Origin of the sequence: Streptomyces sp. NPDC057654 (assembly GCF_042800135.1) — a bacterium.
Classification (GTDB): Bacteria; Actinomycetota; Actinomycetes; order Streptomycetales; family Streptomycetaceae; genus Streptomyces.
The window spans coordinates 1-21,803 of sequence record NZ_JBHVHQ010000043.1 but is presented as its reverse complement, the minus strand read 5'-3'; the positions used below and the strand labels follow the sequence as shown (position 1 = coordinate 21,803).

General features: G+C 70.3%; 14 protein-coding genes and 2 pseudogenes. 11 read left to right on the top strand and 5 right to left on the bottom strand.

The features are described from left to right. Positions 1–27: 27 nt before the first annotated feature. Together ACFU99_RS06335 and ACFU99_RS06330 are read right to left on the bottom strand one after the other, a co-directional pair. Positions 28–219 carry a DUF397 domain-containing protein gene (locus ACFU99_RS06335; RefSeq protein WP_384386597.1) on the bottom strand — a complete coding sequence of 64 codons (192 nt, stop codon included), beginning with the start codon at positions 217–219 and terminating at the stop codon, positions 28–30. After that, positions 219–1,073 carry a Scr1 family TA system antitoxin-like transcriptional regulator gene (locus ACFU99_RS06330; RefSeq protein ID WP_384386594.1) on the bottom strand — a complete coding sequence of 285 codons (855 nt, stop codon included), beginning with the start codon at positions 1,071–1,073 and terminating at the stop codon, positions 219–221. The genes ACFU99_RS06335 and ACFU99_RS06330 overlap by 1 nt, the downstream gene beginning before the upstream one ends. A gap of 145 nt (positions 1,074–1,218) precedes the next feature. Between ACFU99_RS06330 and ACFU99_RS06325 the strand changes: the two genes are divergently transcribed. The 9 genes and pseudogenes from ACFU99_RS06325 to ACFU99_RS06285 form a co-directional block, all read left to right on the top strand. After that, positions 1,219–1,665, top strand: a complete 447-nt coding sequence (locus tag ACFU99_RS06325; protein WP_384386591.1) for an ATP-binding protein — start codon at positions 1,219–1,221, stop codon at positions 1,663–1,665. A 70-nt stretch (positions 1,666–1,735) separates the two neighbouring features. Next, entirely contained in the window at positions 1,736–3,943 is a 2,208-nt protein-coding gene (locus tag ACFU99_RS06320; RefSeq protein WP_384386588.1) for a hypothetical protein, read from the top strand. After that, positions 3,940–4,212: a hypothetical protein gene (locus tag ACFU99_RS06315; protein WP_384386585.1), complete on the top strand. Its 273-nt coding sequence runs from the start codon at positions 3,940–3,942 to the stop codon at positions 4,210–4,212. Before ACFU99_RS06320 ends, ACFU99_RS06315 begins: the two co-directional genes overlap by 4 nt. Next, positions 4,209–4,817, top strand: coding sequence for a nucleotide exchange factor GrpE (grpE, locus tag ACFU99_RS06310; RefSeq protein ID WP_384386582.1), 609 nt, complete (start codon positions 4,209–4,211; stop codon positions 4,815–4,817). Before ACFU99_RS06315 ends, grpE begins: the two co-directional genes overlap by 4 nt. Positions 4,818–4,878: 61 nt before the next feature. Next, positions 4,879–7,389 (top strand): Hsp70 family protein, encoded by a 2,511-nt coding sequence (locus ACFU99_RS06305; RefSeq protein WP_384386579.1) that lies wholly within the window; start codon positions 4,879–4,881, stop codon positions 7,387–7,389. A 112-nt stretch (positions 7,390–7,501) separates the two neighbouring features. Then, complete coding sequence (locus ACFU99_RS06300; RefSeq protein WP_384386577.1) at positions 7,502–9,301, top strand: DUF4357 domain-containing protein; 1,800 nt, start codon at positions 7,502–7,504, stop codon at positions 9,299–9,301. Continuing rightward, the gene (locus ACFU99_RS06295) at positions 9,298–10,611 is read left to right on the top strand and encodes an McrC family protein (RefSeq protein WP_384386574.1); all 1,314 of its coding nucleotides are present in this window, start codon (positions 9,298–9,300) and stop codon (positions 10,609–10,611) included. Before ACFU99_RS06300 ends, ACFU99_RS06295 begins: the two co-directional genes overlap by 4 nt. Before the next feature lie 27 nt (positions 10,612–10,638). Next, positions 10,639–12,774, top strand: a complete 2,136-nt coding sequence (locus ACFU99_RS06290) for a UvrD-helicase domain-containing protein (protein WP_384386571.1) — start codon at positions 10,639–10,641, stop codon at positions 12,772–12,774. A 192-nt stretch (positions 12,775–12,966) separates the two neighbouring features. Further along, positions 12,967–13,398, top strand: a pseudogene (locus ACFU99_RS06285) (transposase); the annotation flags it as partial. Positions 13,399–13,417: 19 nt separating this feature from the next. Here the strand turns inward: ACFU99_RS06285 and ACFU99_RS06280 are convergent. Continuing rightward, entirely contained in the window at positions 13,418–15,082 is a 1,665-nt protein-coding gene (locus ACFU99_RS06280) for an N-6 DNA methylase (RefSeq protein ID WP_384386567.1), read from the bottom strand. A gap of 147 nt (positions 15,083–15,229) precedes the next feature. Between ACFU99_RS06280 and ACFU99_RS06275 the strand changes: the two genes are divergently transcribed. Both ACFU99_RS06275 and ACFU99_RS06270 read left to right on the top strand, forming a co-directional pair. Further along, positions 15,230–16,900 (top strand): TIGR04141 family sporadically distributed protein, encoded by a 1,671-nt coding sequence (locus ACFU99_RS06275; protein ID WP_384386564.1) that lies wholly within the window; start codon positions 15,230–15,232, stop codon positions 16,898–16,900. Between the two features lie 596 nt (positions 16,901–17,496). Further along, positions 17,497–17,946: a transposase gene (locus tag ACFU99_RS06270; RefSeq protein ID WP_384386561.1), complete on the top strand. Its 450-nt coding sequence runs from the start codon at positions 17,497–17,499 to the stop codon at positions 17,944–17,946. A 200-nt stretch (positions 17,947–18,146) separates the two neighbouring features. Here ACFU99_RS06270 and ACFU99_RS06265 read toward each other — a convergent pair whose 3' ends face one another. Both ACFU99_RS06265 and ACFU99_RS06260 read right to left on the bottom strand, forming a co-directional pair. Continuing rightward, positions 18,147–19,745 (bottom strand): DUF5722 domain-containing protein, encoded by a 1,599-nt coding sequence (locus ACFU99_RS06265; RefSeq protein ID WP_384386558.1) that lies wholly within the window; start codon positions 19,743–19,745, stop codon positions 18,147–18,149. Positions 19,746–19,848: 103 nt separating this feature from the next. After that, positions 19,849–21,803: pseudogene (locus tag ACFU99_RS06260) on the bottom strand (hypothetical protein); the annotation flags it as partial.

The window sequence follows — 21,803 nt, the reverse complement described above, 5'->3', positions numbered from 1 at the left end:
GCTCAGCGGCCGGCGCCCCTCGCCACATCAGCGCTCCGACGCGAACCGCACGAACCGACCCCACCCGTCGCGACCGACGGCAAAGGCCGGACGCGCCACGTCCTTGGAATCCCTTACATGGACGGCCTGTTCGGCGATTGCGATCTCGACACAGTCATCGCCCTGACTGCCGCTGTAGCTGGACTTGAACCAGAACAGTTCCGCTGTACCGCTCGTCATCACTCTCCTCGCAGTCTCTCCAAAAGGGCCCTGGTCTCTTGTGGATTGAGGGCCTGCGAGCGCAGTGTGTCATAGCGCTGATGGAGGAGACTCACCTCATTCGCGTCCGTGATGAGCCGACCGCTCTGCTGCCCTTCGGCGTATCCGACCCGCCTCCGGTCCGGCGTCTCAAGCAGTCGCACCGGGCCATCCAGGCACGCATGCAGCGCCGAATCCAAGGGCACCACCTGCAACGTCACGTTCCGTCGGGACGTCAACTCCAGCACGTGATCGAGCAACCCGCGCATGGCCTCCGCATCCCCGAACCGCCGCCGGAACACATGCTCCTCGACGATGAAACTGAACAACGTCGTCGGCCGCTCCACCAACATCCGCTGCCGTTCCGCCCGCGCCGCCAGCAGCGCATCGAGCCGCTCGTCCGTCACCACCGGAATCGTGCCCTCGAACACCGCCCGCGCATACGCCTCCGACTGCAACAACCCCGGCACCAGCCTGCACTCATACGTACACAGACTCACCGCCGTCCGCTCCAGCCTGGCCCACTCCCGGAACCACGCCGCCAGCCCCACCTCCCCCCGCGACAGATGCGGCGCCGCCTTCCGCAACGCCCCCGTGTTCCCCGTCGCCTCCTCCCCGCGCTCCACGAACAACTCGTCCGGCATCCGCCGCCCCAGCTCCACCGACTCCACGGTGTGCTTCGAGAACCGCACCCACTCGCCGAACTCCACCCGGCTCAGCCCCGCATGCTCGCGCAACGCCCGCACGACCGCACCGAACATCCGCAGACTGTCCGACGGATGCGGTTCCCGTTCCCCTTCCGGGAACGCACCAGCCCCTTCTCCGACGTTGGCCATCCGCCACCCCTTTCTCCCGCACGATCACAGGCACCCAGAGTGACGGCGCAGACCCCGTACCGTCCACCCTGCGTGCCCGTACGGTGACCTTCCGTACGGGCCTCTCCTCTCGTCGCCCCGCCCCCGCGCGGGCCACGCTGACCCCATGAACCACATGACGCCCCAACCCACCTGCTCCGCCAAGATATTCAGGCAACAGCTGCCCTCCACCCGTCGCGGCGCACGTCTCGCCCGACTCCTCACCGTCACCAGACTCCACGCATGGGGCCTCCCGCCGGATATCACGGAACGTGTCGAACCCGTCGTCGCCGAACTCGCCGCCAACGCCGTCCTGCACGGCCACGTCCCCGACCGCGACTTCGAACTCGCCCTGACCTACACCCCGTCGCCCCACCCCGGCCGACTCCTGATCGAGGTCTCCGACGCCCGCGGCGACCGCCTCCCCCGAACCGCCGGCGAGGGCTCCGACCTCTCCACCGGCGGCCGGGGCCTGACCCTCGTCACCCTCCTCGCCGACCGCTGGGAGACCGTGCCACGCCCACCGGTCAGCAAGACCGTACGAGCAGAACTAGTCACATCGTCCGGTATCTGACGGTCCGTTGACCGAGTAAATCGACGCCACATAGGGTCAACCACGCACCACGTGCACATGGGGGACCTGTTTGAACACCACCGACGCCACCCGCATGCTCCGTCAGGCCGAACACGCCTACGACACGGGTAATTTCGCGCGCACGCTCAACCTGCTGGACCGGATCTCCACAGACCTTCCCGGTCTCCCCGTGGACGACCGCGCCTCCTACGAAGCACTGCGCGCCCTGCTCGCCGAACGCGCGGGCAACTGGCCCGAGGCGGTCCACCGCTGGCTCGCGGTGTTCGGCGCCACTCCGCCCGCGAGCGGCGAGGACCAGCCCTGCGACCTCGGCTGCGACTGCGACGTCCGCACCGTACTCGACGCTCCGGACGCCACATCCGGCAAGACGCCTTGCCGATGCTGCCCGGCACACGCGCTGTGGCGCCTGGTGTGGCAGGCGGCCCGCCAGGGCGCGATCGGCGAGGTCCTCGACGCCGTCCCCGACCCGTACGGGAACCGCCGCACCGCCCTGGTGCACGCGCTCGCGGTCGGCACGCTGAGGTCGCTCGCCCAGAGCGAGAAGGTCGATCCGGCTCACGCGGTCTTCGCCATCGCCGCCTGGCACCTGCTGCTCTACGACGAGGACCCGCTCCGTTTCGAGGACATGGTGACCGCCCGGCGCGACGCTCCCCTCGGCGCCGAGGACTGGCGGTCCGCATGCGACACCCTGACGGACCGGATCCGTACGGCGCTCCGCGCGGTCGACGAACGGGACGGCCATGACGTACTCGACGCCTGGGAAACCGTCTGGAACGTCGAGGAGTACGAGTACAGCGGCGAGCTCGTCCGTGGTGAACGTGCCTATCTGCGCATGGAGGACTGCTTCGGCAGCTGCGGAGACGGCTTCAACTGCCGGTGCCCGGTCGACACCTGGCAGCCCCCCACACCCGACACCACTCCCCCGTGCCTGGGCCTGCTGTTCGGCGGCCGCCGGCCCGCGACCGGCCACTCCCCCGTCACTGTGGACACCGCCGCAGAGCAACTGGAGGCATACGGTGAACACCGCGCCCTCCTCACCGCCTACACCCGCCGTCACGGCGAACCCACCACCTGGCAGGCGGACTCCGACACCCACCTGGCCTGCGCGCCATACCTCGCCCGTGCCCTGGCCGCCAGGGCCCACGAGCAGTTCGAGAAGGGCGCGTGGCAGGACACCCTCGCCGACCTCACCTCGGCCGCCCGCCTCGGCCTCGTACTCGACCAGCACCACCACGAGATGGCCCACAAAGCCGGGCTGAGCGCGGGCCGGAACGGGAACGGCTACCAGCGGGCCACGCTCGTCCAGAGCATCCACTGGCTGGAGTCCGCGCACGCGCTCGCTCCCGACGACCCCGCCCTCGCCAAGGAGCTGGCAGCCGCACTGGTCCGGCGCGGCAACGAAGCGCTGGGGGCGAAGGACAGGAATCAGAGCCGTGCTCGCTTCCAGCGGGCGCTGTTCGTACGCCCCGGCGATCCGGTGGCACAGGACGCGCTGGACGCGCTGGATCTCGCCGACATCGCTTCCGTCGTCGCGGGAAACAGGCCGGGCAGGCAGCCCGGCCTGCAACGGGTCGGGGAACTTCTCCACCGCGGCCTCCGTGCGGAGAACCCGGCCGAGGATCTGCACGAGGTGTACTCCTGGTACCGCGACCGGATGACCGAACGGACCGTGCGGAAGGCGCTCGCCGGGAGGAAGAGCGAGGCCCGTCGCATCCTGCAGCAACGGGAGGCGGTCCGCCCCTCCCAGGACGATCGGGGAAAACAGGCCGACGACAGTGACGTCGCCCGCCTCCTGCACGAGACGGCCGTCCGACAGCTCGGAGCACGGTCCGGTGACTACACCCGGCAGATCCCTCTGTTGCTCGACGCCGCCGCGTCCTTCGCACACGTCACCGGCGCGAAGAAGGAGCAGCAGGCGCTGGAGACCGTCCTGCCGTTCGCCGCCGAACTGGTCGACACCGGCCGCTTCTCCGAGCTGATCGCCCTCCAGGGCGGGCTGCTGATCACCCCGGGCCGCTCCGCGGAGTACGACCAGCTCGTGGCCGTCGCACACCATCGGCGCGCCCGCGCCCGCGCCCGCCGTGCCGACGGCGAGCCCGCCGGTGCCGTACGCGACGAACGCGTGGCGTCCGCGATGGGGTTGAAGACCGCTCAGCAGATCTCCCTCCCGATCGGACCGGTGATGTTCCCCGGCCTCTTCGACTCACCCGGAACACCGGATCCGGACGACCCGCCATACATCCAGGAGACCCTGTGACCGCGCACCCCCGCACACCGATGCCCTCCTTCGGCCCCACCGTGTTCGAACTCCTTCCGCATACCCGGGCGGGCATCAGCCAGGGGGACCTCGCAAAGGCGGCGGGCGTGGCGATCTCCCGGGCCCGCCGCGCACGGGACACGGACCGCGAGCGCGCCCTGAAGGCCGCCCACGACGCGGCCCGCACCCCGGGCGACGCCCTCGTCAGTGAACTGCTCACACCGCCCCTCCCTACGTCCGCCGCTCCGAAAGGCCCCGCACCCAAGTGACCACGACCCCGCCCGGCACCGACGAGCTGCGCAAGCTGCGCGTCCGGGTCGCGGCCCTCTCCCGCAAACGCGAGGAGGCCGTGACCCAACTGACTGACCTCCTCGCCGCATTGCTGCCGCTCGACGATCTCCTGGCCGACACGGCACACCGGTCCGAGCAGTTCGGCCGCTCCGGGGCGGGCCGTACCGGACAGCTCGCAGCCGCCGTGCAACAGCAGACGGATGCCGCCCACCGGATGCTCCGGGCCGAACTCGCGCGCCACGGCGTACATCCCATGGACCTCGTCGGGAAGATCCCCGACCCGGTGGAGGCACGGGCGACGGGCGTCGAACCGCATCCGACCGCCCCCGAGGGAACCGTCCTGCGGGAAACCGTCACCGGCTTCCGCCAAGGGACCGACTGCCTGCGCCGTGCCGATGTCGTCCTCGCCGTACCCGGGCCCGCGCCCGCGCCCGCGTCCGCACCCGCCGCCGAACAAGCGGCACCCGCCGGGCCCCCCGACGGCGGGGCCACGCGGGAGCGCCGGAACCAGCCGCGCCGAACCAGCCGCGCCGAGCGCCGGCAGCCGCCGCTGCCTCGCAAACCTTCCAAGCGCCGCCGCTGAACCCGCTCCACACCCCCCTCCCGGCCGACCATTCCCGCCCCTGCCACCCAGAGGACACGTCATGCCGTACCGCACACTCGGAATTGATCTCGGCACCACCAACTCCGTCACCGTCTGGATGGACGGCGGCGTTCCGGTGGTCCTCCCCAACCGTCACGGCGAGCAGGCCACGGTGTCCGCCGTCGGTACCGGTGCCGACGGATCCCTCCTGGTGGGCAGCGAGGCGCTCGGCGTGCGCGACCGCCTGCCCGGCTCCGTGATCACCGAGGTGAAGCGGCTGATCGGCCGACGCCACGTCGACGCCGACGTTCAGCGGCTGCTCGACGAGCGGCCCGCGGACGCCCCGCCGGTACGGGAATCCGCGGACGGCGGGGTCGAGATCCGGCTCGGCGCCCACTGGCTGACGCCCGTACAGATCTCGGCGATCCTGCTGCGACGGCTGCGCACGGACGCCGAGAACACCGCCGGCGAACTCTTCCCACGAGCCGTGATCACCGTCCCGGCGTACTTCACGGAACCGCAGTACGCGGCGGTGCGGGAAGCCGGGGAGCTTGCGGGCTTCACCGTCGTACGCATCCTGCCCGAACCGACCGCGGCGGCCCACGCCTTCGGGGTGGAGCGCCTCGTCGAGGATGACGACGACATGTGCTCGGTACTCGTGTACGACCTCGGCGGCGGTACCTTCGACGTGTCCCTGCTGATCATCGGGTCGGGGTACTTCCGGGTGCACAAGCTCGGCGGGGACAAGTCGCTCGGCGGGGCCGACTTCGACTCCGCACTGTGCCGGATGCTCACCGAGAAGCGACTCGGCGGCCGTGACCTCTCCGGGACAGGCGACGCGGCGCGGATCCGCACCGCTGCCGAACGCACCAAGATCGAACTCTCGGATGTCACATCAGCGGAGATCATCCTCGCACCGCTCGGAAAGAACGGCGGCTCCTGGACGGGAAAGGCCACCCGCGACGACTTCGAGGAGCTGATCGGCGCCGAGATCGACCGCACCCTGGAGATCACCCGCGGCGTGTTGCGCGACGCGTCCAGGACGACCGAGGACGTCGACAAGGTCCTGCTCATCGGCGGCTCGACCCGTATCCCGCTGGTCCGCCGCCGCCTGGCCGAACTGTTCGGCGAGGAGAAGGTGCACAGCGGAATCGACCCCATGTCCGCCGTCGCGCTGGGCGCCGGCATCGAGGCCGGGCTCGCGTCCGCTCTCGCCTGTCCCTCCGAACCGTGCCTGACCACCGGGATCCCGCTCACCGAGAGCGCCTGCCCCGACTGCGGCACCTCTCTGCTCGGCACGGCGACGGTCGACTGTCCCAGCTGCCACGTGCCCGCCGCCGAGGGGACCACGAACTGTCCGGTCTGTGCCGTCAGCCTCTCGGAGCTGCGGGCGACCGCCCCCGTCGCGTCCCGCGCCGCGTGCCCGCACTGCGGCTGCCCGGACAACTCCACCTCGGCCACCACGTGCCAAGACTGCGACCAGCCGCTGGACGCCGGTGGCCTGAAGTGCCCCCAGTGTCAGATGGTCAACGCCGCCGGCCTGACGGCGTGTTCGGCTTGTGACGCGCTGTTCCAGACCGACCAGCCGGAGCAGGTCACCGCCCAGAACCTGGGACTGGCACTCGACGACGGCACTGTCGCGGTCCTCTTCACCGCCGGAACGACGTACCGCACCGAGTGGAGGAACATCGAGAACCTTCAGATCCGTCCGGACGACGCCATCGCGCTGACCTTCCGGATCGTCGAAGGGCCACACGAGAAGTCCCATGCCCGCAACGAGTTCTGCGGAGAGCACACGCATGTCCTCGACAGGAGCACCGGCAGCGTGGAGCGGCTCACACTTCGGGTGCGGCTGGACGAGAACCGCACCGTGAACCTCGCCTACCGCATCGGCGACGGCGAAGAGCAGGGCGTGCGGCTGCGCCGCAGCGCCGTCGCCGACGGCATCGGCCGCGACGCCTCTCGGCTCCTCGACGAGATCCGTACCCATAGCACCCATTTCGGCGGCGAGCTGACGGAAGCGGAGCTCGGCTGCTTCACCGAACTGGCAGAACAGCTCACCGCGATCGTGCACGGTGAACCTCTCGGTCGGACCCTCGACGGATTCCTCGACGAGGCTCGCGACACGGTGGAGACGTGCCGGGACGCCCGCAGCTGGACGGCCAACGCGTCCGTCGCCGCGCGCCGGGGCCGAGAGCTCGGCCTCGGCGCGTCGGCCGAAGAGCTCGCCGACGCACGGCGCGCCCTGGACGCGGCACGCGAGCGGCTGGACCTGCCCGCGATGCGGGCAGCGACGGAGCACGCCCGCAGCCTGTGGCGGCAGCTCGACACCACCACCTGGCGGTCCATGCTCGCCGCCCACGACGCCGAGCTCGGCCGCTTCCCGGAGTCCGTACGCCGTCCCATCCTGACCGCCTGGGACGACCTGCGCGCCGCGGCATCTCGCGGGGACTACGTCGCACAGGACGCGCTGCACATGAAACTGAACGAGCTCGCCGGTCACTCGCAGGCGCCCGTCCCGGCGGCGCGCAAGCGGAGGGACAGCGCCCAGGTGTTCCCCGAGCGCCGGTAGCCGAACGAGCGCGGTGAGCGTCCAGCACATGGAACATACCGTTTGACACCGTCAACACGTAGGCTTGATGCACTTCGTGCCACCTGAACCACCCGCGTCCTGGAAGGTCCCCATGCCGCAGCTCCCCGACCGTCTTCCCGGTTTCCCGGACTTCCGGATCACTCTGCCCAAGGACGCCGGGGAGGCCCTCGGCTTCCTGCTCACCGAGAGCGGTGACAACGGCTCGCACAAGTTCCTGGTGAGCACGGGGTCGGCGGTGTCGGCGGAGGACTGGCCGGGGCTGAGCGACTTCGCTCGTCGGCTCCGTTCCAGGCTGCGGGAGAACGGGACGCTGGTCGACGGTCCCCGCCCCGGCACCTGGACCGCGTCCCACGACATCGTGTGCAACTCGCCATCCGCCGCAGCCTCCCTGGTTCTCGGCTACGGAGCAACCGGCCCCGGCACCTGGCGCAGCACGAAGGACGGGCACCGCTTGGGGGACTTCCTGCCACAGAGTTGGCGGGCCCCGCAGAAGGCCTGGCTGGTGCGGGGGAACAACGTCTCCGGCCACAACCTGGTCCGCCAGCTCTGGCTGAAGGAGGGCCTCGTCTCGCTCGACGCACCCCACCTGCCGCAGGTGGACGAGCCCGACCCGACCAAGAGCGTGCTGCGCCGTTTCGTCGAGGAGGGTTACGAGGGCTCGGCAACGTACCACCAGAAGCGCGGCCTCGTCGACGAACTGCACGCCTTCTTCACCCAGATGCGGATCGGCGACACCGTCGCCACCCTCAGCGACGGCCAGCTCCGCCTCGGGCGGATCACCGGCGACCTGGCGCAGTCGGGCTCTCCCGGCGGGCTCTCCAACCTACGGCGCCCGGTGGCCTGGCAAGAGGCCCCCCATCCGTACGAGGAACTGCCGGAAGAGGTGCAGCAGAAGCTCTCCGCCCAGCACGACGTGGTCGACCTGACCCCCGTCCTGGAACAGCTCACCGCGCTCACCGGCGGCCCGGGGACAGCGCCGGAACAGGCCGGGCAGGTCCTGGAATCCTCCGAACAGCGCACCCTGACCTTCCCCGAGGTCACCGACGAGCTCGCCCGGAAACTCCTCGTCCACAACCGCTCCTTCCTCGACGAACTGCGTGAACTCCTCCTCGATGAACGGCAGATGGTCCTCTACGGTCCGCCCGGCACCGGAAAGACGCATCTGGCACTGGAGCTGGCCGAGTACTTCGGCGGCGGCCCGGAGCAGGTCAAGATCGTCCAGTTCCATCCCTCGTATGCGTACGAGGACTTCTTCGAGGGTTTCCGGCCGGTCGAGGACCCCGAGACACGGGAGGTCGCCTTCCGGCTGACGGCGGGGCCGCTGCGGGAGCTCGCCGACACCGCTTCCCGGGAGGGCAACCGGCATGTGCCGCACTTCCTGATCATCGACGAGATCAACCGGGCCAACCTGGCGAAGGTCTTCGGCGAGCTGTACTTCCTCCTGGAGTACCGCAAGCGCTCGGTGCGACTGACCTACTCCGGGGACGACTTCGGGCTGCCGCCGAACCTGTACGTGATCGGCACCATGAACACCGCGGACCGGTCGATCGCGCTGGTGGACGCGGCGATGCGGCGCAGGTTCGCTTTCGTGGAGCTCTCCCCCCGGGTGGAGCCCACTGCCGGTCTCCTCAACCGGTGGCTGGAGCACAAGGGCAAGGACCCCGAGCCCGCCCGCCTGCTCGACGCCCTCAACAAGGCGATCGGTGACCCCGATTTCGCCATCGGCCCGTCCTACCTGATGAAGCCCGGCGTGTACCGCGAGGGCGGCCTCGACCGGACCTGGCGCACCAAGATCCTCCCCCTTCTTGAGGAGCACCACTACGGCGAGGGCATTGACATCGCCGCCCGCTACGGCCTGGACGCGCTGCGCGAGCGGACCCGGCGGTCATGAGCGGGAACGCGGCGGGCGGTACCGCCCCGGCGCACAGTGAGATCCCGGCTGCGACCGCCGACGGCAACGCAGACCCAGTTCGTAGCTACACCCCGGATGAGATCACACTGCGGGAGTACGGCGCCGCCTTGTCCGTACCGCTGGACGCGGCCACTGGGCGGGCCCTCGTCTCGGCACGGTTCCTCGACGCCGCCGCGCCGGACTTCGAGCGGCCCGGACACTGGAGGCTGCGTGCGGGTCACCAGGTCGGTGCGGTCCGGCTGCCGGGCGGAACGGTGCTGCGGATAGCGCCCAAGACGCCGGTGGGGCGGCTGTTCTTCCTGCTCGGCTTCAGCCTCGACCCGGGTGGCGTCTGGCGCGACAGTCGTGAGGGCACGGTTGGCACCGGCGCGCACGACGACGTGGTACCCGCGCTCGCGTACGCGGTGGAGCGGCAGATCGACGCGGCGCTGCGGCAAGGGGTACTCCAGGGCTACCGGGAGACCGCGGAGTCCGCCCTGGTGGTCCGGGGCCGTTTACGGGAGGCCGAGCAGATCCGGCGCCACTTCGGCCGCATGCCGCCCGCCGAGATCGTCTACGACGCGTACACGGCCGACACCGCCGAGAACCGTATCCTGCGCGCCGCGGTGGAACGGCTGCTGCGGCTGCCGTCCGTTCCCGGGCCGGTACGGCGCCGTCTCGCCCACCAGCGCGTCCGCCTCGCGGACGCCGGTCCCCTGATCCGCGGCCAGGACCTGCCGCACTGGCAGCCGTCCCGTCTCAACTCCCGCTACCAGCCCGCCCTGCGGCTCGCCGAGGCCGTACTGCGCTCCACCTCGCCCGAGCACAGGACCGGCCCGCTCGCCCTGGACGGTTTCCTGCTCGACATGAACCAGCTCTTCGAGGACTTCGTGACGGTCGCACTGCGCAAGGCCCTCCGCGAGTACGGCCTGACGGCGCGGCTGCAGGACGTACACGCTCTCGATCCGGGCGGCCAGGTCCGGATGAAGCCGGACCTGGTGGTGTACGGCGCGGACGGCCATACACCTGTCGCCGTCGTCGACGCCAAGTACAAGACCGAGAAATCCCACCAGGCCCACGGCTACCCGAACGCCGACCTGTACCAGGCGCTCGCCTACGCCACCGTGCTCGGCCTCCGCGAGGCACATCTGGTGTACGCGGCGGGCCGCCTGCCCGAGCGGACGACCGAGGTCCGCGGCACCGGCGGTCTGCGGCTGTTCCAGCACAGCCTCGACCTCGCCTCGGAACCCGCGGCGCTGCTGCGGACCTTCCGGGAACTCGCCGCCCGCCTGGCCGGACCCACCACCTGACACCCACGGAAAGGGAGCCCACGGCCTATGCCCCGACTCGCCTTCGCCCAGAGCTTCTGGGACGGATACGACACCCTGGAAAAGCCGGTCCGAGCCGGCGTCCGCAAGGCCATGACGAAGTTCCAGGCCCTGACCATGGCCGAGCTCAACGCTGACAAGGGCCTGCATCTGGAATCCGTGGAGAACGCCCGTGACCGGCGGATGCGCACCATACGGGTCACCGATTTCTGGCGTGGCGTGGTCCTCGCCCCGGACGACGGCAGCGATCTCTTCCTCCTCGTCCACGTGCTGCCGCACGACGACGCCTACACCTGGGCGGCGAAACGCCTGTACAGCACGAACAGCGCCACCCGCGGCCTGGAGGTTCGCAACGCGGTCGCGCTGGACGAACTGACCCCGCTGTACGAGACCGCCTCCCGCAAGGCACCGAAGCTGCTGTTCTCCGGCGTCTCCAACGGAGTCCTGCGCGAACTGGGCATCGACGCCCAGGTGTTGCGTGCGGCGCGCTCGATGGCTGACAAGGCGCAGCTGGAGGCGTTCGCGACGCTGCTGCCCGAGGACCAGCTGGAGGTCCTCCAGTACCTCGCAGAAGGATTCTCGCCGGAGGAGGTTTACCGGGACGTGGTGGCCGTACGCCGCCCGGTGGACGCACCGCCCGAGCCGGACGAGGACCTGGCCACCGTCATCAGCAACACCACCGCCCGGATCCGTCTCGTCACCGGCCCGCAGGAGCTGGAGGAAATCCTGGCGAAACCGTTCGCGGCCTGGCGGGTCTTCCTGCACCCCTCCCAGCGACGGGTCGCCTACCGCACCTCGTACGGCGGTCCGGTGCAGGTCACCGGCGGCCCGGGGACGGGGAAGACGGTGGCCGCCCTGCACCGGGTCCGGCACCTGCTGGGACGGTCGCCGGACAGCCGGATCCTGCTGACCACTTACACCAACGCGCTCGCCGCCGGGCTGCGCGACATGCTCGTGCTCCTCCTCGACAACGATGAGAAACTCCTCGCCCGCGTCAATGTGACCACGGTCGACGCCTACGCCAACGGCGTGGTGCGACAGCGCACCGGCAGCACGCCGAAGCCGGTGGGCGACCGCGACCAGCGGCATCTGTGGGAGGAGGCGGTCAAGCAACTGGACCTGCCGTTCCAGGCCCGCTTCCTGGCGCAGGAGTACCGCCATGTGGTGCTCGGCCAGGACATCCGCGAGCTGGACGGCTATCTCGCGGCAAGTCGGCGCGGACGCGGTACCGGCCTCGGTGCGGCCCGGCGCGGGCTGGTGTGGAGCGGCGTCAAGCGGTTCGAGAAGCTGCTCCAGGAGCGCGGCGCCACCGCGCACCTGCGGATCTGTGCCCGGGCGGCCGATCTGCTCGCCGCCGGCCCGGCCCCGTACCAACATGTCGTGGTGGACGAGGCGCAGGACCTGCACCCCGCGCAGTGGCGGGTGCTCCGGGCCGCTGTCACCCCCGGCCCCGACGATCTGTTCCTCACCGGAGACCCGCACCAGCGGATCTACGACTCCCGGGTGTCGCTCGGCTCGCTGGGGATCGCGACCGCCGGCCGCAGCTTCCGGTTGCGGCTCAACTACCGCTCCACCGAGGAGATCCTGGCCTGGTCGGCGCGCCTGCTCGCACCGGTCAGCGTGGACGCCCTGGAGGGCGACGGAACCGACTCCCTGGCCGGTTACCGCTCGCTGCTGCGCGGCCGCCGGCCCGAGGCCGGAGGGTTCGCCACCCAGCCGGAGGAGTACGCCGCGCTTGTGGACCGGGTGCGGGGATGGATCGGCGAAGGGCTCGCACCGCACGAGATCGGGGTGTGCGCCCGGTTCAACCTGACACTGGACGCGGCGGAGTCCCGGCTGAAGGACGCCGGGATCCCGGTGGCGCGGGTGAAGGGGCAGATCGCCGCGGAGACACCAGGGGTCAGGCTGGCCACGATGCACGCCATGAAGGGGCTGGAGTTCAGGGCGGTTTCCGTGCTCGGGGTCACGAAGGGAGCGGTGCCCTTCGCCCGCGAGATCACCCCGGTGGAGACGGACGCACCGCAGCACGAGGCCGACCTTCTGCGCGAGCGCTGCCTGCTCTTCGTCGCCTGCACCAGGGCGCGCGAGGCGCTGAGCGTGAGCTGGAGCGGAACACCGAGCGAGTTCCTGCCGACCGAGGTGTGAACGGGTGATTCCGCGGACGGAGCCACCGAGCAGGTCCATGATCTGCTGCGGGACAGAAAGCGCTTGGCGAACGCCCGACTGGTGGAGCCGTCCGCGGCAGTGGTGGACGCTCAGAGCGTCAAGGCCTCCAGCGACGTCGCCGAGACCAGCCAGGGCATCGATGTCGGCAAGAAAATCTAGGGGCGCAAGCGCCACCTGGTCCCCGACACCCTCGGTCTTGTCCTGGCCGTCCTTGTCACCGCCGCCTCGGTCCACGACTCCGTCGGCGGCAAGCAGGCCCTGACCGTACTGGCCGCGGCCCATCCGAGCGTGACCAAGGTATGGGCCGACGGCGATTACCAGACCGGCGTGATCCAGCACGGCGCCGGCCTCGGGATCGATGTGGAGGTGGTGCAGCGGCCCAAAGAGAAGGGCTTCCAGCCGCTGCCCAAGAGGTGGGTGATCGAGCGGACCTTCGGTTGGCTGGTGCAGCATCGCCGCCTCGCACGCGATTACGAAGCCCTGCCGCAGAGATCCCGAACGACGATCCACTGGGCGATGGCCAACAAAATGAGCCGCGAACTCACCGGAGAATCCGCACCAACCTGGCGAATCGAAACGGACATGCCACCCACACCGGCGTGAATGTTGATCAGATGCCCTCTTAGACCTGCGGAGCCAGAGCGCCGGTGGAGAGTCCGTCGCGGGCCAGCTCGGCAAGCCGGCGACTGAGCTCGGACACTGCCCGCATCGTCGCCTCGAATTCGGTGAGCTCCCGGAAGGCCGCACCGTAGCGGCGCTGTTCCTCGATGGCCAGCTGCGGAATCCTGGCGCCCTTGGCCTCCGGCCGGTAGGTGCCGGAGGCGCTGGTGGCACGGCGGGTGTTGGCCGGACTGCGCAGGAAACCTTGGAGGTAATCGGTGTCGAGCTGGTCACTGACGGAGACCGGTTCCGGGCCTTCGAAGGTTACGAGGCCTGCCCGGAGGAGTTCGGCGACGCCCGTCGTGGCACCGTCGAGCGAGCCTGCCCCCGTACCGGGCCGCAGCTGAGGCAGCAGTGCGGCCAGCCGGCGCAGCTGCTCCTCCAGATCGTCGCGGAGGGCCGTGAACTCGCCGGAGTAGTCGCGGTGCACGGCCTGGAGATGGTTGCCCGGGGTGAGGTCGACCGTGTCGTCGAGGAGACTGATCAGAGGGACGTCCACGATCTGCTCGGGGCGAGGGGTGAGGCTGCCCTCGGGATCGTTGGCGGTGAGGTCCGCCATCCGCATCGTGGCCGGGGGTTCGTCGGCCGGGCCGGGACGACGCAGGGTCCAGAGGTGAACGGGGAGGGCGTGCGAGGAGGCCGTGCCCGGCGGCAGGGCGACAACCTGGGTGAGGATGCCCCTGCGAACCAGCTCGGCCCTGATCCTTCGCCCGGCCTTGCGGTAGGCGACCGAGGCGGGCAGCACGATCATGACGTGCCCGCCCGGCGCGGTGTGTGCGTAGGCGTGCTGCAGCCAGGCGAGTTCGCCCTCCGCCTTGGACGGGGTGCCGAGCTCCCAGCGTGGATCGAGAAGGAGTTCCTCGCGGCCCCATCCGGTGACGCCCACCGGAGGATCACAGACCACGAGTTCGGCCCGGAGGTCGGGCCACCGGTCGTCGCGGAGCGAGTCGCCCGTCTCGATCCGGGTGTCGGGCATCGAGGACAGGGCGGCACGGTGCCTGGCGAACCGAGCGGAGTCGGCGTCGGCCTCCTGCCCGCGGCAGAGCACCCCGGTCTGCCCGGCGACGGAGAAGAGCAGCAGGCCGATACCGCAGGCAGGATCGAAGACCGTCGCCCCGGACGGCAGCGGCGGCGCAAAGTGGCGTACGGCGCGGGCCAGGCGGGCCGAAGTCACCTGGTCCGACCCGGCGCGGCGTACGGCGTCGGCGAACCGTTCGGTCAGTGCGTTCACGACGTCAACGGGCCGCTCGGATTCGGCGAGAGAACGGACGCGCGCCACGGCCTCTCGCGCCAGGCGCAACCCCTGCGGCCGTCGACCGTGCCCCTCAAAGAGCAGCTCGGCCACATCCGCGAGTCCGGCGACCATGTCCTCTCCGTAGGCGGCCCGCAGCTCCTGCCACAGCCGGACCTCGACCGAGGCTTCCTGCCCCTTCCGCTGCTTCTCCAGCCACGCCTGGACTTCGGGCAACGCGAACAGCGGGCTGTTCGCCCCGCCTCCGGAGGGGGCGGGGAAGTCGTCGTAGCGGCGACGCCAGTTGGACACGGCGGCGCGGGTGACGCCGGCCAGCCTCGCGATCTCTGATCCGGTGACGAGGGGGCCGGTAGCGGGGGCAGCTTGGTCCGACATGCGGCCACCGTACACGCAGTGGCACGACCACGGGAACACCATTACTGCGTTGACAACGTACACATAATGCTGTCACTATTCTGCGCACACGAATGAGGCTCGTCGGCCTTCTCGCACCGCGCCCCCGCAGACGCCCGGAGAACTCCCATGGCCACCCACACCGCAGTCCGCACCATCTATCGGCTCCCCACCGTGTCCCCGACCCCCGAGGCGATGTTCGAGGCCCTCGACCACGAACAGCTCGACCGGCTGGGAACCGAACTGCACCACCCCGAGGTCCTCGGCGTGCCCGCGGTCTACCTCACCTACGGCAAGGAGGAGGCCACCGACACCTGGTGCGCCCCCAACGCCCGCACCACCGGAATCCCGGTCTTCGAGCCCGTCCGCCGCACCGGAGCCCTGCTGCTCCTCGCCGTCGACGGCGAGGTCTACGCCGTGACCTGCGGCAACGGCTACCGCCTGGTTCCCGACGCCCTCAAGGACAAGCGCTTCGGCCTCTGCTTCGCCATCCGCATGGTCGACCCCCAGCACATCAGCGGCGCGGTCACCAAAGCGCTCGGCCGACCGCGCACCGACATCTCCCTGGTGGCCGCCGGCACCACGGTCCCGGCACTCGGCATCCGCGACCAGGCGCGGGTGGTCCGCCACCTCGGCGGCCATCTCGACGACGTCCCGCTCACCCGCAGCCGCCACGCCAACGGCCGGGCCTGCACCGCTCAGGGCGGTGTCGGCCTACGGCTCCCGCTCGGTATCGAACCGGCCGACCTGGTCGAGGACCTGCGCACGATCACCCGGGTCTGCCAGGACGACATCCCGCACCCCGAGCTGGAATTCGTCGACCACATCGTCCCGGTCACCGACACCGTCACCCGCGCAGCACTCGAAGCCGCCCTCGACCGTCTGCTCGGCGCCCCGGCCGACGGACGGATCTCGTTCTCCGTCCCCCTCGACCTGCACGACACACAAGCAGAGGCCACCGCCTTCAGGACTCGTATCGGCACCACCGAGGCCTATCTGTCCGAAGACTTCGACCTGGCCTACGTCCTCACCCGGGCCCGAATCAGCCGACCCGGCAGCCGTCTCGCCGCCCTGCGCGACGGCACAGTGACCCTCCACCGCGACCCTTCGTCCAGATCCTCCGTACCATTGGCGACCACCCACGCACTGGACTGGATCCAGGCCGATGTCTCCCTCGGTTCACGGACGTACTGCCTTCTGGACGGCGACTGGTACGAGCTCGGCGCCGGCTACATCGACTCCGTCCGAGACAACCTGAAACAGTTGTTCACCGATGCCGCTGTGCACGGTCTGCCGCCCTGGCCCGAAGGCGCGAGCGAACGCGCCTACAACCGTGCGGTCTCAACAGCCCGGCCCGAATGGCTGTTTCTCGACGGCGAGTTCATCAATAACCCTCTCAAGCGCACCGACCGGGTCGAAATCTGCGACCTGCTGACTCCGGATGGCACCCTTGTCCTGGTCAAGCAGTCCGGCTCCTCCGGCTCCTTCAGCCACCTCCTCGGGCAAGCACAGGTCGCCGTCGAACTCCTCATCAACTCGCCTGAGGCGCGCCGCCAGTTCATCCGCCGGGTCGCACGGGAAAGCAACGGGAGAATCATGCTGGCCGAGGACTTCACACCTCGCCGGCTGGTCCTCGCCGTCCGGCACAAGTCCGGAGCCACCTTCACAGCCGACTCGCTTTTCGCCTTCTCCCAAATCACTCTCCACCAGACAGCGCGGGAGCTGAACACACGCGGGGTGAGCGTCGAGGTCGTTCCCGTGCCGACGGCAGGCGAGATCGCTCGGACCACCGCGGCGTAACGGCACCCCTCACCAACTGTCCATCGACGTCCGCCTGGGCAGGCGTGCGCTGCGTGCCGAAACCTACTGTCGGGCTCGCCCGTGGCACGAATCGTCTGGAGCCCTCCGAGAACAGAGCGGTGACGTCGGCGGTGAGGACTGCACGGCGTTCGTCCTCTGAGCGCCTCGACCGGAATTCCCCTTGGGGGTCCAGGGCTGGCCCGCGCATACAGGAATGCGCCCCGCCCTTTGGTGGCGGGTCGTTTCACGAGCTCGACGTCGAATCCTCGGGCGACCCCGTGCTGGAAGACGCTGTGCTGGTGACCGCTGTCGGCCCATACCTTCGTTACGCTGGGATGCGAGACTGGGGGCTCGTCGAGCAGGCGTCTCATTCCCAGGCCAGTCCGAGCGGCTCGACAGGCTGCGAACATAGGTTCGATCAACGCCTGCGGGTTTCCGAGACGTCACTGCGAGACGCGCGTCGGATGAGCGTCGCGAGCGTCACCTCAGAGTCGAGATATGGCCCCCGTAACGCCCGCACCACACATCATCCGCATTGGTAAAACCGCAGGTAAGGCGTCGTCACGGACCGACTCCAGGATCGCCGCACACTCCACATGATGGGTCGCGTCCCTCGTCGTGGTGTTGGGGGTCAACTGGTGGGGCTGTTCGGGGTGTTGGGCGGCGCGGGGCGCTGTCGGGGAGTTCGTGGTAGATCTCGCTCATGCTGCCTTCGGGGAGGTAGCGGCGAGGGAAGGCGATCCATTCGTCGTGCTCTACATTCCTTCACAGGTTGGCCCCAGCCATTCGTAGGGTTGTGGCACCCAGGGGATACCGACTGCGGTAGGAGCCACCACCATTGCCTGGTCCTGGATGCCGAGGGTGACACGGTGCTGTCGCGCCGGGTGGCCAACGACGAGCCCGAGCTGCCGGAGCTGATCGGCGATGTCCTGGACATCGCCGGTGGTGACCGTGTGACCTGGGCCGAGCACATCAACCCCGACGGAGCCGCACTCCGACCGTCTCTTCCGTGGGACGTCGGAAGAGACCTCCGCCGTCACCGGTGACGAAGCAGACGAAGCAGGAGTACGTCGCGCTCTTCAGCGGCAGGTCGTGCGGGAGGCAGGCCCACCGGCAGCCGGCCCGCCCCTGGTGGAGGATCGGGTACGGGACCTGGACCGGCCGAAGGCGCTGACGCCGCAGTCTTGATGGCACGTCAGCCGGCCCTCGCAGGCACAGGTCGCAGCGGCCGGGCCCCCGCGCGTTCTCAGGTCCGCCAGGCGTACCCGAGCAGGCCCTCGGTCCGCTGGCCCTCGCAGGTGGGCTGTTCGGAGACGAAGTGGTCTCCCGTGGACGGGATCTGGCACCGGTAGAGGGCGACGGTGCCCGGCGCCGGGGCGGTTCCGGCGAATCCGAGAGGGCCGAGCGGCTCCTGACCCTCGCAGCCGGCCTCCGTGCTGACCATGTTGTGGCCGCCGACCCGGCACTCGAACAGCGGACGGGTGCCGGACGCCTCGTGGCGCAGCAGCCGCCAGGCGTTCTCGGCGGTGAACCCGGAGGGCAGCCCGCGGGTCGAGGCCCAGTGGCCACGGGTCGGGGAGTGGGCGCGGACCAGACGGGTGTACGGCAGGTTCTCGAAGCCGCAGGACAACTGCGCGGGCGTCAGGTCGGCGCGGTTGGCCAGGGCCCAGGTCCGCCACGCGGGCTTCGCGCTGCCGTCGGGGGCGCGCAGCCCGAGGGCGAGCCCGGCGGCGGTCTCCGTGGGATTGTCGAGCATGCGGTGGTAGACGTAGTTGGTGATGCCGGGCGTGCCGAGCACGTCCCGGAAGGATTCGCACACGGCCTGCGCCTGCCGCTCCGGCGAGGAGGACCCGGCCGAGGTGATGCCGCTCTCGGTCAGCTGCACGTCCGACCACGCATCGGTGTTCGCCGGGAAGTTCTGGCGCAGCCAGCCCACGAGATGGCCGAGCGTCCCGTACGTCACGTACGGCGTGTCGTCCGGACCGAACACCGGACCGCGCAGGTCGCGCGGATAGGGATGCATGGCCACCCGCCAGTGGCGGGTTCCGGCGCGGGCGGCCAGGCCGCGCAGCACGGTCATGCCGGACAGGAGGGGCTCCGTCGCGGCGGGTGCGTCCAGCGCGCTGCCGAAGGAGTGGTCGAGCGACAGATAGGTGCGGGCGGTGGGCTGTTCGGCGGCGACCCGGTCGTAGGCCGTGTCGTAGAGGGCGGCGATCTCGTCGAGCCACGCGGTGGTGCCGCACGGAGTGCCGTGGCCGCAGCCGATGTTGAACCAGGTGTTGGTGTTGACCTCGTTGCCGATGACGAAGTCGGCGACCCGGCCGTGACCGTGCAGGCCGTCGTACCGCTGGGCGAGCATGCCGGCGAAGCGGGCGTAGTCGGTCGCACGGTCCGGGGCGCAGAAGATCTCCATGCCCGGGGCGGAGGGTACGCACGTCCTGCCGGTCCGGGCCCAGGCCGGTGTTCCGTAGACGACGCCGGTGACGACGAGACCGCGCTCGGTCCAGTCGCGGATGTCGGCGTCCAGGTGCGCGGGCACGGTGAAGCACTGCCCGTCGTACTGCTGTTGGCCGGCCGAGCACGGCATGGACTGCACGGTGGGCTGCCACTGCGCCCAGACCAGGTTCATGGCGACGCCGCCGGTGTTGTTGCCCGCGATCTCGTCCTTGTTCGGCCAGTCGTCGGGCTGGACAGCCTTGATCCGGTAGTCGCCGCGCTCGGGGTAGGCGAGCGGTGCCGGAGGGGAGTGCGGCTCGGCCGCCGCCCCGGTGCCCGGGGCGAGCAGCAGGACGAGCGCGCACAGGACGGCCGGCCAGGTCCACCGGGCGGGTGCCCCACGTCTCATCGCGGTCTCCTTGCCTTACGACGGCGGTCGGTGTCGGACAGATGCGGTGACGGTCCGGGGGCGGGACGGGTCCCGGCCGGGGAGCGAGTGCGGGCGGGCCGGATCAGGGCGTGGTCAGCAGATAGCCCTGGATCCCTTCGGCGTGCTGCCCCTCGCAGTCCTCGCGCACCGAGTCGAAGTGGTCCCCGCCGCCGGTGTTGCAACGGTAGACCGGGGTGCTGGGCCGGCCGGCGGGCGGGTCGCTCCAGAGATAGCCGAGGGTGCGCTGCACGGTCTGGCCCTCGCACGCGGAGTCGAGCGAGGTGAAGTCGTCCCCGCCCGCACGGCACTGGTACAGCGCCCTGGTGCCCGGCTCGGCGACGAGGGAGAGGTATCCGTGCACGGCCTCCGCCCGGTATCCGGCGGACAGGGCCGCCGTGCCCTCGGCGTGGTCGTTGCCCCGGATGCTGCGGGTCACGGCGGCACGCGCGACGACGTAGCCGAGGTGGGCCTCCTGCTGCATGCCCTCGCACTTCGCGTCGTGCGAGACGAAGTGCTCGCCGCCCGCGATCCGGCAGCGGTACAGCGGCAGGCTCGGCACCCCCGCGACCGGTGCGTCCCAGGTCCAGCCGATCTCGGCGAGCTTCGTCGCGCCCTCGCAGTCGGCCTGGAGCGAGGTGAACTCGTCGCTGCCGCTGCGGCAGCTGTACAGGGCGTGGGTTCCTGGACCGCCGACCAGGGACACCATGCCCATGGCGATCTCGGGGCGGTAACCGGCCCCGGCCGCCCGGGTGGTGGTCCAGTGGTCGCTGGGCGCGCCCTGGTGCACGTACCGGGTCAGCGCCCCGTAGCCGATGGTGTAGCCGAGCCGGCTCTCCTGGACCTTGCCCTCGCACTTCGGGTCGGTCGAGTCGAAGTGCTCACCGGCGGTGCCGTCCTTGCAGCGGTACACCGCGAGCATCGGCGGCCCGTCGGGGGCGGGGGCGTCGTAGAGGTGGCCGAGCAGGGCGATGCGGGACGAGCCCTCGCAGTCGTCGCGGACCGAGCTGAACTCCTCCGCGCCGTTCTGGCAGGCGTACAGCGGGTGCGTGCCCGGCTCCTGCACCAGGTCGAGCTGGCCGAGCGCCCCCTCCGCCCGGTAGCCGGGCGGTACGGAACCGGTGGCGCTGTAGTGGTCGCCGCCGGCGTTGACGTACCGGGTGAGCTGGCCGTAGAGGGGGCCGTGGTTGGCGCTGGGGTCGGTGAGGAACTCCACCGAGGACTGGTCGACACGCGGCGCCCACTGGCAGCCGCTGGTCTGCGGGCACGGACCCATCGGGTCGGTGAACCCGCCGCTCGTCCGGTAGAGCGTGCCGGTGTCCACCGCGACGAGGCTGATGCCGTCGACCGGCTTGTCGGCCATGTGTTCGCGGTGGTCCACGCTCCACTGGGTGACCGGCACCGGGAAGCCGCAGCCCGAGGAGCAGCCCGACAGCCGGAACGGGTATCCGGCGGCGAACTTGTAGACGGTCCCGTTCTCGGTGGACACGGTCGTCCCGTCCATCGGTACGGCCAGCATGTGGTCCAGGTGGGAGATGCTCCAGGTGGACACCGGGATCGGAGCACCGCAGCCCGGGTCGCAGGTGGCCATGTGGACGGGCGCGCCGCCGACGAACTTGAAGATCTGCCCCTGCTGGTCCCGTATCGTCGTCCCGTCCGTGGGATACGGCCGCATGTGCTCCAGCGAGGAGATGCTCCAGGTGGAGACCTTCACGGGGCTGCCGCAGCCGACCCCGTCGCAGGTGGCCATGTGGACGGGCGCGCCACCGACGAACTTGAAGATCTGCCCCTGCTGATCCTGCGCGGTGGCACCGTCCACCGGTGCCGGATTCATGTGGTCGAGCGTCGCCACGCTCCAGGTGGACACCTTGACGGGGCTGCCGCAGCCGCTGCCGTCGCAGGTGGCCATGTGGACGGGCGCGCCACCGACGAACTTGAAGATCTGCCCCTGCTGATCCTGCGCGGTGGCGCCGTCGGCGGGCACGGTTCTCATGTGCTCCAGCGTCGAGATGCTCCAGGTGGAGAGCTTGACGGGGGTAC